Here is a 15,095-nt window from a genome sequence, read left to right on the forward strand (position 1 = left end):
TCTTTTTAAATATCAACTAATATTTAACTGAAAATTGTTCAATATCCATACTATTAAAACCGTTTAATGTCATATCAGCAGTTACGCCGACCTGATATAAATAATGGCCTGCTGAACCAATCATGGCAGCATTATCTGTGCAAAGACTAGGACTCGGTATACAAAGTTTGATGTTATGTGATTCACAGGCTACTGCTAAATTTGCTCGTAACCCTTTGTTACTTGCCACACCGCCCGCAACAATCAGTTGTTTAACATCATAATGCTCACAAGCTGAAATAGCTTTACCGACTAAAACTTCTACGACACTATTTTGAAAGCTTGTTGCTACATCTGCTTTGTTAATTGCTTCACCTTTTTGTTTTAAATTATGCAATTTATTAATTACTGCACTTTTCAAACCACTAAAGCTGAAGTCATAGCTATCTTTTTCAAGCCATACTCTAGGAAATTGATAATTATCTTGTCCTTCTGCCGCAAGACGGTCTACTTGGGGACCACCTGGGTAACTTAGTCCAATTGTTCTCGCTACTTTATCATAAGCTTCACCCACAGCGTCATCTCTTGTCTCTCCTATAACTTCAAAGCTTAAATGATCTTTCATATATACTAATTCTGTATGTCCACCTGAGACTATTAATGCCATTAAAGGAAACTGTAAAGGCGTTTCTAAATGGTTCGCATAAATGTGACCAGCAATATGATGAACAGGTATCAAAGGTTTATCATAAGCAAATGCCAAGGCTTTCGCCGCATTAATTCCCACTAATAATGCACCAATCAATCCTGGTCCTTGCGTTACAGCAACTGCATCTATATCATGCATTGTTACATTTGCTTTAACTAACGATTCATCAATCGTTGTTGTTATTCCTTCAACATGATGTCTACTCGCTACTTCTGGCACTACGCCACCAAAACGTTTATGGCTCTCAATTTGACTCAATACGATATTACTGAGTATTTCTGTACCATTCTTAATAATACTTACACTTGTTTCATCACAACTCGATTCAATTGCTAATATTAATGTTACTTCACTCATTAAAATTCACCCACATAACTAATGCATCCTCGCCTTCACCGTAATAATTTTTTCGCTTACCACCATATTTAAAACCTAAGTTTGTATAAACGTGTTGTGCTACATCGTTATCTACGCGCACTTCTAAACTCATCATCTCACATTTTTCTCGGACAAAATTCATTACATATTTTAATAAAAGTTGGCCTAAACCGTAACCCCTATATTCATTATCAATAGCGACGGTTGTAATTTGTGCTTGATCAATAACTATCCATAAGCCAATATAACCAATTATCTTCTCATTAAATTCAATAATAAAATAATTTGCAAATTCATTTTGCTCTACCTCGTGATAAAATGCATCAATCGACCAACTACTGTCATTAAAACTATTTCTTTCTATATCAAATACCTGTGGCACATCTTTTGTGTTCATTAATCGTATATTTAACTCTTGTTCTGTTGGTTTAACCAATTTCTCTCAGCCTCTGATATTTTAATATAGTTTGGTTTAAATTGATGAATGTCCTCTGCCGTTTCAATAAGTGGTTTCATATTTTTAGCTAGTGGCACATTCGCAACACAGGTACTATCTAATAGTTCCTCTAACTTCTCAGTGTCCATCCCTACAAACATGTATGGTTGACCCGTCTTGTGCAATAAATCCAATAGTTCTTCAATAGGTAGATACTGGTCTTGTTCAACTTGGACTAATTGATCCGTTTCATATTGGTATACACCTGTATAAACTGCTTCTCTTCTTGCATCAAACACAGGTACAATCAATCTCGTATCTTCTTTAATCGTTGCGGCAAGCGCCTTTAATGAGGACACGCCATACAACTCAGCATTTAAAGCATATGCTAAAGTTTTTGCCACTGTTACACCTATTCTTAAACCAGTATATGAACCTGGCCCCTGTGCAACTACAATGACATCGATATTTTCTTTCAATACTTTACTTTCAGCAATAACTTGTTCGATTGCCGGCATTAACTGTACTGAATGATTTACTTTTTCATTTGAATTCAATTCACTTAACACCTTATCATCTTGCATTATAGCAACTGACAATGGCTGGTTTGACGTATCAATCAACAGATAGTTCACGTTCAACCTCCTCCTTTATTTTTGCATAATGTCCACCTTGTGCTTCTAATTCTATATTTCTTTCCGATTCATTTAATGTCGTTATATTAATAGTTAAAGAAGACGGTGGTAAAAACTCAGAAATAAATTGACTCCATTCGATTAAAATAACTGCTTCATCTTCAAAATATTCATCAAAGCCTAAATCTTCTTCAGAGTCTTCTAATCTATAACAATCCATATGATGTAACTTCAAATTTAATCCTTGATATGATTTTATAATATTGAACGTTGGTGAATTAATATTTCTTTTTACACCTAACGCTTTTCCAATAAATTGACTTAATGTTGTTTTACCAAGCACCTAAATCACCATTAAGCAATACAAGGTCGCCGGCTGATAAATACTTCGCTAGCGTTGTAGCAAAAACCGCCATTCCATCTAAATCCTTTATCTTAATCATATTCCTCTCCCTTTTAAAGCAACTTCACAATTTATTGTGATTAGTTGCTTTTATGCATGAGCTTTAGCTCAGGCGTTCCTTTTAAATTCCCACAATTTATTGTGATTAGTTGCTTTTATGCATGAGCTTTAGCTCAGGCGTTCCTTTTAAATTCCCACAATTTATTGTGATTAGTTGCTTTTATGCATGAGCTTTAGCTCAGGCGTTCCTTTTAAATTCCCACAATTTATTGTGATTAGTTGCTTTTATGCATGAGCTTTAGCTCAGGCGTTCCTTTTAAATTCCCACAATTTATTGTGATTAGTTGCTTTTATGCATGTAAAGTGTTACTTTTCAATTTATTGAATTAGTAACTCTTATGCAAGTGCGATTAGCACTTGTATACCTTTAACACTTCTCTTATAACCCATTATAAAAACTCAGTTCTTTCTATATTAGCAATTCGCAATTTTATTCGAATTAATCACTATCTATTACTTCAATTTATCTGTTCTATATAAATAACTCTTATAGTTTAACAAATTTTTGTCTATTTTACTTCATAGTGAAACAAGTTCTTTCTTTTTTGCAATTATGTGAATTTAGAGATAATTCGAAAAAGTTATTGACATGACCTCGCCGATGTAGTAAATTTAATTTATCGAATTTTTAGACAATTCAATTAAATAAAACCATTCATTCGAGAGGAGTATAATAAAATGACCAAAAACCATATGCAATACAAACCAACAACTTCAAACAATTTAGTCATTTTATTATGCTATTAGGACTGGAACTTTAGTGAAGAATTTACTAAACGTTTAAGTCCTCTTTCTAGTTGAATGGGACTTGAAAGCGTCCCAATAATTTATTGGGACGTTTTTTTATTTTCAATTTTAAGGGGGAAACAGTATGAGAAGCGATATGATCAAAAAAGGTGATCAGCAGGCTCCGAGCAAGAAGTCTTTTGCATGCTACAGGTGCATTAGAAAAACCAACAGATATGAATAAGCCTTTCGTGGCAATTTGTAATTCATATATTGACATCGTCCCAGGACATGTCCACTTAAGAGAATTAGCAGACATTGCCAAAGAAGCAATTCGTGAAGCAGGTGCTATTCCCTTTGAATTTGACACGATCGGTGTAGATGATGGTATCGCAATGGGTCATATAGGAATGAGATATTCCCTTCCCTCACGAGAGATCATTGCCGATTCTGCTGAAACAGTAATTAACGCGCATTGGTTTGACGGTGTATTCTATATTCCTAACTGTGACAAGATTACACCAGGTATGATACTTGCATCAGTCAGAACCAATGTTCCAGCCATCTTTTGTTCTGGTGGCCCTATGAAAGCAGGATTATCTTCAGAAGGTAAAGCATTAACACTTTCTTCAATGTTTGAAGCAGTTGGTGCTTTTAAAGATGGTTCGATTTCAAAAGATGAATTTTTAGATATGGAACAAAACGCTTGTCCAACATGTGGTTCTTGCTCTGGTATGTTCACTGCGAATTCAATGAACTGTTTAATGGAAGTTTTAGGCTTATCCCTTCCATATAATGGAACAGCATTAGCAGTGAGTGATCAACGTAGAGAAATGATTAGAGAAGTCGCATTCAAATTAGTAGATAATATTAAAAATGATATTAAACCAAGAGATATCGTAACACGTGAAGCGATTGATGATGCATTTGCGTTAGATATGGCAATGGGTGGTTCTACAAACACTGTACTTCACACATTAGCAATTGCAAATGAAGCAGGCATCGATTATGACTTAACAAGAATTAATGAAATTGCTAAGAAAACACCTTACCTTTCAAAAATTGCACCTAGTTCTTCTTATTCAATGCATGATGTACATGAAGCAGGCGGCGTCCCAGCAATTATTAATGAACTGTTTAAAAGAGAAGGTACCTTACATCCAGATAGAATCACAGCAACAGGCAAGACCCTTCGTGAAAATAATGAAGGTAAAGAAATTTTAAATAGCGATGTAATTAGACATCTAGATAATCCTTACGACAAACAAGGAGGTCTTTCAATTCTATACGGTAATTTAGCTCCAAATGGTGCCGTCATTAAAGTAGGTGGTGTAGATCCTTCAATTAAAGTATTTAAAGGTAAAGCAATTTGTTTTGATTCACACGATGATGCAGTAGAAGCAATTGACAATCACGTTGTTCGAGAAGGCCATGTTGTTGTCATAAGATATGAAGGTCCTAAAGGTGGTCCAGGCATGCCTGAAATGTTAGCCCCTACTTCTTCAATTGTAGGAAGAGGATTAGGTAAAGATGTTGCATTAATTACAGATGGCCGTTTCTCAGGTGCAACTCGAGGCATTGCTGTAGGACATATCTCACCTGAAGCGACTTACGGTGGACCTATTGGACTAATTAAAGATGGTGATGAAATTACTATTGATTTAACTAACCGAACATTGAATGTCGAAGTATCAAATGAAACTTTAGAAAATAGAAAACAAGATGTAAAACCATTTAAAGCAAAAGTGAAAACTGGTTATCTTGCACGTTACACCGCACTCGTTACAAGTGCTAATACTGGTGGCGTAATGCAAGTTCCCGAAAATCTCATTTAAGGAGTGAGCACAATGTCTAAACATACTGAAACACTTGAAATAGAAAAATCAGAAAATTTTGAATCTTTGGAAGCAGCAGAAGCAGTTGAACCTGAAGTTGAACTAGAACAAGAGACAATTGATGAAATGAGATCTGGTTCAGAATTATTAGTCGAATCATTGGCAAATGAGTGTGTTGATTTTATATTTGGTTATCCAGGAGGCGCTGTTCTCCCTCTTTACGACACACTATATGAAGGGAAAATAAAGCACATCTTAGCTCGTCATGAACAAGGCGCAACGCACGCGACTGAAGGTTACGCACGTGTTTCTGGTAATACAGGTGTAGTTGTTGTTACAAGTGGTCCAGGAGCTACAAATGCGATTACCGGTATTGCTGATGCTTATAGCGACTCTTTACCTTTAGTAGTTATCACAGGTCAAGTCGCAACGCCTGGTATCGGTAAGGATGCATTCCAAGAAGCGGATTTACTATCTATGACAACACCAATTACTAAGCATAATTATCAAGTTAAAAATGTACAAGATATTCCTAAAACTATTCATGAGGCTTTTCATATCGCTAATACTGGAAGAAAAGGTCCAGTAGTAATCGATTTTCCTAAAGATATGGGTATCCTATCAACGAATGCACAAGTTACTGATGAATTAGAATTACCTGGTTACACAATACCTAATAAACCAAAAAAAGATGATATACAAAAATTGAGAGACCTTTTAAAGAGTGCTAAAAAACCATTAGTACTTTCAGGTGCGGGCATCAATCATGCCAAAGCCAATGAATTATTTACTGAATTTGTAAGTAGACATCAATTACCAGTAGTGAGTACGTTACTTGGTCTCGGCGCGATTCCATACGAACACCCCCTATTTTTAGGCATGGGTGGTATGCATGGATCATACGCAAGTAACATGGCCTTAACTGAATGTGATTTACTTATTAACTTCGGAAGCCGCTTTGATGACAGATTAGCGAGTAACCCTGATGAATTCGCACCAAATGCTAAAATCGTTCATGTTGATATCGATCCATCTGAAATCAACAAAATTATTAAAGTAGATTTGGGTATTGTTGCCGATTGTAAAGCGACATTAGAGTTTCTACTCGATTTCGATAGTTATTCAATTAGACATGAAGATTGGTTAGAAACATGTAACGAAAATAAAATACAACAACCATTTGCATACAGCGATGATGAAGATGGTGTATTTTCAAAACCACAACGTGCAATTGAATATATTGGAGAAATTACCAATGGTGATGCAATTGTAACTACAGACGTTGGACAACATCAAATGTGGGTTGCACAATACTATCCATTTAAAGACCATGGTCAACTTGTTACCAGTGGTGGTTTAGGAACAATGGGCTTTGGTATACCAAGCAGCAATTGGAGCTAAATTGGCTAAACCAGACAAAACGGTTGTAGCTTTTGTAGGCGACGGCGGTTTCCAAATGACAAATCAAGAAATGGGTATTTTAGAAGAATATGGCATTGATATTAAAATCGTAATTGTAAATAACGGTACGCTTGGCATGGTGAAACAATGGCAAGATAAATTCTTTAATAAACGTTTTTCACATTCTGTGTTTAATGGACAGCCAGACTTTATTAAGCTATCTGAAGCATATAATGTAAAAGCCTATCTCATAGATGATCCTACACACTTAGAACAAAAATTGGATGAGGCTTTCCAACACGACGGACCGGCTTTAATTGACATTCGCATTTCACCAGTTGAAATTGTCTCTCCAATGGTACCAAGTGGTAAAGCAAACCATGAGATGGAGGGTCTATTATGAGAAGAACATTTAGAACAAAAGTAAGAGATAAAGCGGGTACATTAAATAGATTAACAAGTATTTTCGTACGAAGACAATTTAATATCGTTAATCTTTCCGCAACACCTACGCTAGAAGAAGGTATTTCTAATATTACTTTTGTAGCAGAAATACCTGATACAGATGTGCTACGCACGCTACTTCAACAACTTGAAAAGCAAATCAATATTATTGAGGTTGAAGATATAACAGATACAAATACCTACAATAGAGAGTTGGTACTTGTGAAATTACAAACACCAAACAATCATCAAGAATTACAAAATTTAATCAAACCTTATGATGCGCTAGTCTCTATATTGAAAAATGAAGAAACTTATACGTACCTTCAAGCCTCAGGTCCACAATACACGATGGATAATTTATTAGACGATCTATCATCATATAAAATCGAACAAGTCTCACGTACGGGTTCGGCAGGTATTATTTAGCTTAAGCTTTAATGTTTTAACAAAAATTTCAAAACACATGGAGGATTATATTATGACAACAGTTTATTATGATGAAACAGTAAAGAAAGATGCATTACAAGGTAAGAAAGTAGCGGTTTTAGGTTATGGATCTCAAGGTCATGCGCATGCACAAAACTTAAAAGACAACGGCTATGACGTAATCATTGGTATCAGACCTGGACGTTCTTTTGATAAAGCAAAAGATGACGGCTTCGAAGTATATCCTGTAAATGAGGCAACAAAACAAGCTGATGTTATTATGGTACTTCTACCAGATGAAGCTCAAGGAAAAATATATGAAGAAGAAATCAAACCCAATCTAGAAGCAAATAATGCATTAGTTTTTGCTCATGGTTTTAATATTCATTTTGATGTTATCAACCCACCAGAAAACGTTGACGTATTCTTAGTAGCTCCAAAAGGACCAGGACATTTAGTTCGTCGTACTTTTGCTGAAGGTAGTGCAGTCCCTGCCCTATTCGCAGTAGAACAAGATGCAAGTGGAGAAGCTACAGACTTAGCCTTAAGCTATGCTAAAGGTATCGGTGCTACACGTGTTGGCGTATTAGAAACATCATTCAAAGAAGAAACTGAAACAGATTTATTTGGTGAACAAGCTGTCCTTTGTGGTGGTACAACTAAATTAATACAAACTGGTTTCGAAACATTAGTTGAAGCTGGATATCAACCAGAGATTGCTTATTTCGAAGTATTACATGAAATGAAGCTTATCGTAGACCTATTATACGAAGGTGGCATGGAAAACATGCGTTATTCAATTTCAAATACAGCAGAATTTGGTGACTATGTATCTGGACCACGTATCATTACACCAGACGTTAAAGATAATATGAAAGCAGTACTAGAAGATATCCAACAAGGAAAATTCAGTGATCGTTTCATTAAAGATAATGAAAATAATTTTGAAGAGTTCCACAAACTACGTGAAGAACAACATGGACATCAAATCGAAGCGGTTGGTAAAGAACTACGTGAAATGATGCCATTCATTAAATCTAAAAGTATTGAAAAATAATTAGATTCAACCTTTAAATTAATCGTAATTGAAGAATCACACTTAGTTAGGAATATGTGATTGCTTAAAAATGCGACTACTTTTCTCATAAAAGTGTGTTTCTTCATTACTTACGGTTATATGAGTCTAAAATTCATTTATAGGAGATGTTGAAAATGAGTAGCCATATTCAAATTTTTGATACAACACTTAGAGACGGCGAACAAACACCTGGTGTAAACTTTTCATTCGATGAACGTTTGAAGATAGCAAATCAACTTGAAAAATGGGGCGTAGATATTATAGAAGCTGGGTTCCCTGCATCAAGTAAGGGTAGTTTTAAATCAGTTGAAGCAATCTCAAAAGCATTAACAACAACTGCTGTATGTGGTCTTGCCCGTTGTGTGAAAAAAGATATTGATGCAGTATATCAAGCAACTAAAGAAGCGACAAAACCAAGAATTCATGTCTTTATCGCAACAAGCCCGATACATCGTGATTCCAAACTTATGATGTCTAAGGAAGAAGTTTTAGCATCTATAACAGAACATGTAAGCTATGCTAAAAAATATTTTGATTTAGTTCAGTTCTCCCCAGAAGATGCAACAAGAACAGAACTACCATTTTTAATAGAATGTGTTCAAACAGCTGTTGATGCCGGAGCAAGTGTAATCAATGTACCTGACACTGTAGGTTTCAGTTACCCTTCTGAATATGGTCAAATTTTCAAAACACTACAAGAATCTGTCAAAACAGACCACGAAGTAATTTATAGTGCACACTGTCATGATGATCTTGGACTTGCAGTAGCAAATAGTATGGCCGCAATTGAAAATGGAGCCAAACGAATAGAAGGTACCTTAAATGGTATTGGGGAACGTGCGGGTAATGCGAGCACTTGAAGAAGTAGCACTTGGCCTTTACGTTCGACAAGATCATTACGGCAATCAATCTAGAATTAACCTTGAAGAAACAAAACAAACTTCAGATTTAATTGCTAGATTTGCAGGAATTCGAGTTCCTAGAAACAAAGCCATTGTCGGCCAAAATGCCTTTAGTCATGAATCAGGTATCCATCAAGATGGCGTAATCAAAAACCCTGAAACATATGAAATTATGACACCTCAACTTGTTGGTGTTAAAACAACAGAATTACCTTTAGGTAAACTTTCAGGAAAACATGCTTTTGCTGAAAAATTAATTAATTTAGGTTACGATGTTGAGCCAGAAGAACAAAAAGCATTATTTAAACAATTTAAAACAATTGCAGATAAGAAAAAAGCAGTTACAGACCGTGATATCCACGCCTTAATACAAGGTACAGAACATGAACAAAATGCAATTTATCAAGTTGAAACTTTACAACTACAATTTGTTTCTAATGGGCTTCAAAGTGCTGTAGTCGTTATTAAAGATAAAGACGGTAATACGTACCAAGATTCTAGTATTGGCACCGGTTCTATCGTTGCCGTGTACAATGCAATAGATCGTATCTTTGACCTCAACACTGAGTTAATAGAATACCGTATTGATTCTGTTACTGAAGGTACCGATGCACAAGCTGAAGTACATGTACAAATTAAAATTGATAACCAAATCGTTACAGGTGTTGGTATTGACCATGATATCTTACTTGCTTCATGTAAATCATATGTAGAAGCACATGCTAAGTATGTTGCTAATTCTGCTACGGAAGAAGGTATTCATTCATGAGTTATAAGATTGTAGCCCTACCAGGTGATGGTATTGGTCCTGAGATTATGACAGGATCACTAGAAATATTAGAACAATTAAGCCAAGATTTTAATTTTAATTATGACTTAGAAACACATGATTTTGGTGGCATTGCTATAGATCGCCATGGTAAACCACTCCCTGAATCAACACTAAATGCATGTCAAAATGCTGATGCAATTTTATTAGGTGCTGTGGGTGGTCCAAAATGGACTGACCCTAACAATAGACCTGAACAAGGATTATTAGGCATACGTAAAGCATTAGGCTTATTCGCTAATATACGCCCTACTACAGTGACAAATGGTACAAGTCATTTATCTCCGATTAAAGAAGAACGTGTTGCGGGCACAAATTTTGTTTTAGTAAGAGAACTCACTGGCGGTATCTATTTTGGTGAACCTAAGAAATTGGGTGATGACGATGCACTCGATTCCCTTACTTATACAAGATCAGAAATAGAACGCATTGCTAGAGTTGGATTTGATTTAGCTCAAAAAAGAAATAAAAAATTAACTTCGGTGGATAAAGAAAATGTGCTTTCTTCTAGTAAATTATGGCGTAGAGTAATAAATGAAGTTTCACAAGATTATCCAGAAGTAGAAGTTAACCATTTACTTGTAGATGCTTGTGCAATGCATTTAATCACTAATCCTTCACAATTTGATGTCATTGTAACTGAAAATTTATTTGGTGATATTTTAAGTGATGAAGCATCTGTAATTCCTGGTTCATTAGGTTTATCGCCTTCTGCAAGTTTTAGTGAACAAGGCCCACGACTTTACGAACCGATTCATGGTTCAGCACCAGATATTGCAAACCAAGATATCGCAAACCCTTTCGGTATGCTTTTATCAGTTGTAATGTGTCTTAGAGAAAGTTTAAATGAACCACAAGCAACTGAAAAATTAGAATCAGTAATTTATCAACTCATTAAAGAAGGTAAAACAACCCGTGATCTCAATGGAAATTATAATACGTCAGATATTATTAATTTCGTAAAAGAAAATTTATAAAAAGGAGGAGATGTCATATGGGTAAAACACTATTTGATAAAGTTTGGAATAAACATGTCTTGACTGGTAAAGAAGGTGACCCACAGTTATTATATATAGATTTGCATCTTATACATGAAGTCACATCTCCTCAAGCATTTGAAGGTCTGAGACTCCAAAATAGACAACTGCGTAGACCAGACTTAACATATGCAACACTTGACCACAACGTGCCGACAGTAGATATTTTTAATATCAAAGATGAAATTGCAAATAAGCAAATTACTACATTGCAAAATAATGCTAAAGAATTCGGCGTCCATATATTTGATATGGGTTCTGATGAACAAGGTATTGTGCATATGGTAGGTCCTGAAACTGGTTTAACACAGCCAGGTAAAACAATTGTTTGTGGTGATTCTCATACTGCTACACATGGTGCTTTCGGAGCAATTGCTTTTGGTATTGGTACAAGTGAAGTTGAGCATGTATTTGCTACCCAATCCCTATGGCAAACTAAACCTAAAAATCTAAAAATTGATGTAACAGGCAAATTGCCGACTGGTGTGTATGCCAAAGATATTATCTTACATTTGATTAGTCAATATGGCGTTGATTTTGGTACAGGTTATGCCCTAGAATTTTCGGGAGAAGCGATACGTAGTTTGAGTATGGAAGCTAGAATGACAATTTGTAATATGGCAATCGAAGTCGGTGCTAAATACGGCATGATGGAGCCTGATGAAACGACATTTGAATATGTTAAAGGTCGTCCATACGCAACAAATTTTGATGCTTCCGTTGATGAATGGCGTGAACTCTACACAGATGACGATGCTGAATTCGATAGAGTCATTGAAATGGATGTCTCAGACTTAGAACCTCAAGTGACTTGGGGAACTAGTCCTGAAATGGGAGTAAGTTTTAGTACACCTTTCCCTGAAATAAAAAATGTTAATGACGAACGTGCATATAATTATATGGATTTAAAACCTGGTCAAAAAGCTGAGGATATCGATTTAGGTTATGTCTTCTTAGGTTCTTGTACAAATGCTCGTCTTTCAGATTTAGTTGAAGCGAGTCATATTGTTAAAGGAAATCAAGTCCACCCTAATATTACAGCAATCGTTGTTCCAGGATCTCGTACAGTTAAAAAAGAAGCAGAAAAAATAGGACTAGACAAAATCTTTAAAGAAGCAGGTTTTGATTGGAGAGAGCCCGGTTGTTCTATGTGCTTAGGTATGAATCCAGACCAAGTACCTAATGGTGTTCACTGTGCTTCGACAAGTAATCGTAACTTTGAAGGTCGCCAAGGTAAAGGTGCAAGAACACATCTTGTTTCCCTGCTATGGCAGCGACATGCAAGCAATTAATGGTAAATTTGTAGATGTTAGAAAGGTGGTTGTATAATATGGAAATCAAACCAATCACTACGTATACAGGTAAAGTCGTACCATTATTTCATGACAATATCGATACCGATCAAATTATACCTAAAGTCCATTTAAAGCGTATTTCAAAATCAGGATTTGGACCATTTGCTTTCGATGAATGGCGTTATTTAGATGACGGTTCTGATAATCCAGATTTCAATCCAAATAAACCAGAATATAAAGATGCATCGATTTTAATTACCGGAGATAATTTCGGGTGTGGCTCAAGTCGTGAACACGTCGCTTGGGCAATTAAAGACTATGGTTTTGACATTATTATTGTCGGCAGTTACAGTGATATATTCTATATGAACTGTACTAAAAATGCGATGTTACCAATTGTATTAGATGAAGAAGCGAGAAAACATTTAGCACAAGCAGAATCGATTACAGTAGATTTACCAAATCAAACTGTTACTTCTCCAGACAAAACATTTACTTTTGATATCGATGAAACTTGGAAAAACAAACTCGTAAAAGGACTTGATGATGTTGCAGTAACATTGCAATATGAAGATGAAATCAAATCTTACGAAAGAGCAAAAACTTTTTAAAGATACTAAACTAACAAAGGTGTGAAACATATGACTGTAAAAACAACTGTTTCTTCAAAAGATATCGATGAAGCTTACTTACAAATAAAAGATACTGTTAAAGAGACGCCATTACAAAAGGATCATTATTTATCACTTAAATATGATTGTAATGTATATTTAAAAAGAGAAGACCTACAATGGGTCAGATCTTTTAAACTTAGAGGAGCTTACAATGCGATTGTATCCTTGAATAAAGAAGACAGAGAAATGGGCATCACATGTGCAAGTGCGGGTAACCATGCACAGGGTGTGGCTTACACTGCTAATAAATTACACTTAGATGCAGTTATATTTATGCCTGTCACTACCCCACTTCAAAAGATTAACCAAGTTAAATTCTTTGGTGGACAAAATGTCGAAGTTATTCTTACAGGTGATACATTTGATGATTGTTTAAAAGAAGCGCTCGTCTATACAGAAGACAACAACATGAATTTCATTGATCCTTTTAACAATATCTATACTATTGCGGGCCAAGGTACACTTGCTAAAGAAATCATTGATCAATCTAAAGAAGCAAATATACAATTTGATTATTTATTTGCCGCAATTGGAGGCGGAGGTTTAATTTCTGGTGTTGGTACGTATTTCAAGGAAAATTCACCTCAAACATCTATTGTTGGCGTAGAGCCTGCTGGAGCAAGCAGTATGTATACATCAGTTGTTTTAGAAAATCAAATCGTAACATTACCTGAGATTGATAAGTTTGTTGATGGCGCTTCAGTTGCAAGAGTTGGTCAAATAACTTATGACATCTCTAAAAAAGTTGTTGATGATTATGTTCAAGTACACGAAGGCGCTGTATGTTCAACTATTTTAGATATGTACTCTAAACAAGCTATTATAGCAGAACCTGCTGGTGCATTAAGTATTACCGCTTTAGATAATTATCAAGCAGAAATCAAAGGTAAAACAGTTGTTTGTGTTGTGAGTGGTGGTAACAATGACATTAACCGCATGAAAGAAATTGAAGAGCGTTCACTACTTTTCGAAGAAATGAAACACTACTTCATTTTAAACTTTCCCCAACGTCCCGGCGCTTTAAGAGAATTTGTAAATGATGTACTCGGACCTAAAGATGATATTACTAAATTCGAGTACCTAAAAAAATCATCTCAAAACACCGGTACAGTTATTATAGGCATTCAATTAAATAATCATAAAGATTTGAATAACTTGAAAAAGAATGTAAATGAGTTTGATGCTTCAAATATTTACATTAATCAAAATAAAATGCTTTATTCACTCCTTATTTAAAAGCTTAGCTATTGTGCTAAGCTTTTTTTAAAGAACTACTTCCCAATATAATTGGGATTAGTAGTTCTTACACATGAGCTTAAGCTTATGTGTTCATATCTTAAATCAGGTTTTCAGTTCTTCGAACTGGTAGTTAAGCTCTTTTTAAACATAAAAAAAGAGACCCTTTCGGGTCCCTAATTGCCTGGCAACGTCCTACTCTTGCGGAACGTAAGTCAGCTACCATCGGCGCTAAGGAGCTTTCCTGATATAAGCCAAGCGCTCGCATCTTTTCTCACTTGCGCTCTTTCCTTACTCACTTACCGCTTGTAAGCTCGTCGCGTCTTTCGCTGAGTTCGTCAGCTTCAAACGCTTTCTTAAATCAGGTTTTTAGTTCTTCGAACTAGTAGTTAAGCTCTTTTTAAACATAAAAAAAGAGACCCTTTCGGGTCCCTAATTGCCTGGCAACGTCCTACTCTTGCGGAACGTAAGTCCGACTACCATCGGCGCTAAGGAGCTTAACTACTGTGTTCGGCATGGGAACAGGTGTGACCTCCTTGCCATTGTCACCAGACAATGAACTGTATAAAAATTATACATTCAAAACTAGATAGTAAGTAAAATTTGATA

At 35.6% G+C, this 15,095-nt stretch carries 8 protein-coding genes, 1 rRNA gene and 5 pseudogenes; 9 read left to right on the plus strand and 5 right to left on the minus strand.

Features of this window, described 5'->3' with window-relative positions:
* Positions 1-16: 16 nt before the first annotated feature.
* The 4 genes and pseudogenes from tsaD to tsaE form a co-directional block, all read right to left on the minus strand.
* Entirely contained in the window at positions 17-1,045 is a 1,029-nt protein-coding gene (gene tsaD / locus ABLV90_RS13920; RefSeq protein WP_460872790.1) for a tRNA (adenosine(37)-N6)-threonylcarbamoyltransferase complex transferase subunit TsaD, read from the minus strand.
* A complete protein-coding gene (gene rimI / locus ABLV90_RS13925) occupies positions 1,038-1,502 on the minus strand; it encodes a ribosomal protein S18-alanine N-acetyltransferase (RefSeq protein ID WP_427706890.1) in 465 nt (154 codons plus the stop codon). The genes tsaD and rimI overlap by 8 nt, the downstream gene beginning before the upstream one ends.
* On the minus strand, positions 1,475-2,137 hold the full coding sequence (gene tsaB, locus ABLV90_RS13930; RefSeq protein ID WP_427706888.1) for a tRNA (adenosine(37)-N6)-threonylcarbamoyltransferase complex dimerization subunit type 1 TsaB: 663 nt from the start codon (positions 2,135-2,137) through the stop codon (positions 1,475-1,477). Before tsaB ends, rimI begins: the two co-directional genes overlap by 28 nt.
* Positions 2,118-2,580: pseudogene (gene tsaE, locus ABLV90_RS13935) on the minus strand (tRNA (adenosine(37)-N6)-threonylcarbamoyltransferase complex ATPase subunit type 1 TsaE). Before tsaE ends, tsaB begins: the two are co-directional and overlap by 20 nt.
* An 891-nt stretch (positions 2,581-3,471) precedes the next feature.
* Between tsaE and ilvD the strand changes: the two are divergent.
* The 9 genes and pseudogenes from ilvD (at position 3,472) to ilvA (ending at position 14,486) form a co-directional block, all read left to right on the plus strand.
* Positions 3,472-5,161 (plus strand): annotated as a pseudogene (gene ilvD, locus ABLV90_RS13940) (dihydroxy-acid dehydratase).
* Between the two features lie 12 nt (positions 5,162-5,173).
* A pseudogene (gene ilvB / locus ABLV90_RS13945) lies at positions 5,174-6,965 on the plus strand (biosynthetic-type acetolactate synthase large subunit).
* Entirely contained in the window at positions 6,962-7,435 is a 474-nt protein-coding gene (gene ilvN / locus ABLV90_RS13950; protein WP_002507123.1) for an acetolactate synthase small subunit, read from the plus strand. The pseudogene ilvB and the gene ilvN overlap by 4 nt, the downstream one beginning before the upstream one ends.
* A 52-nt stretch (positions 7,436-7,487) precedes the next feature.
* Positions 7,488-8,492, plus strand: a complete 1,005-nt coding sequence (gene ilvC, locus ABLV90_RS13955) for a ketol-acid reductoisomerase (RefSeq protein WP_460872791.1) — start codon at positions 7,488-7,490, stop codon at positions 8,490-8,492.
* Positions 8,493-8,647: 155 nt separating this feature from the next.
* Positions 8,648-10,184, plus strand: a pseudogene (locus ABLV90_RS13960) (2-isopropylmalate synthase).
* Positions 10,181-11,221: a 3-isopropylmalate dehydrogenase gene (gene leuB, locus ABLV90_RS13965; protein WP_460872792.1), complete on the plus strand. Its 1,041-nt coding sequence runs from the start codon at positions 10,181-10,183 to the stop codon at positions 11,219-11,221. Before ABLV90_RS13960 ends, leuB begins: the two are co-directional and overlap by 4 nt.
* Positions 11,222-11,238: 17 nt before the next feature.
* Positions 11,239-12,610 (plus strand): annotated as a pseudogene (gene leuC, locus ABLV90_RS13970) (3-isopropylmalate dehydratase large subunit).
* Position 12,611: 1 nt separating this feature from the next.
* On the plus strand, positions 12,612-13,187 hold the full coding sequence (gene leuD / locus ABLV90_RS13975; RefSeq protein ID WP_460872793.1) for a 3-isopropylmalate dehydratase small subunit: 576 nt from the start codon (positions 12,612-12,614) through the stop codon (positions 13,185-13,187).
* Positions 13,188-13,217: 30 nt separating this feature from the next.
* Positions 13,218-14,486, plus strand: a complete 1,269-nt coding sequence (ilvA, locus tag ABLV90_RS13980) for a threonine ammonia-lyase IlvA (protein ID WP_427706875.1) — start codon at positions 13,218-13,220, stop codon at positions 14,484-14,486.
* Between the two features lie 438 nt (positions 14,487-14,924).
* Here ilvA and rrf read toward each other — a convergent pair.
* Positions 14,925-15,039: ribosomal RNA gene (gene rrf / locus ABLV90_RS13985) — 5S ribosomal RNA — on the minus strand.
* Between the last annotated feature and the right edge of the window lie 56 nt (positions 15,040-15,095).

Source organism: Staphylococcus sp. 2S1 (assembly GCF_046721335.1).
Classification (GTDB): domain Bacteria; phylum Bacillota; class Bacilli; order Staphylococcales; family Staphylococcaceae; genus Staphylococcus; species Staphylococcus equorum_A.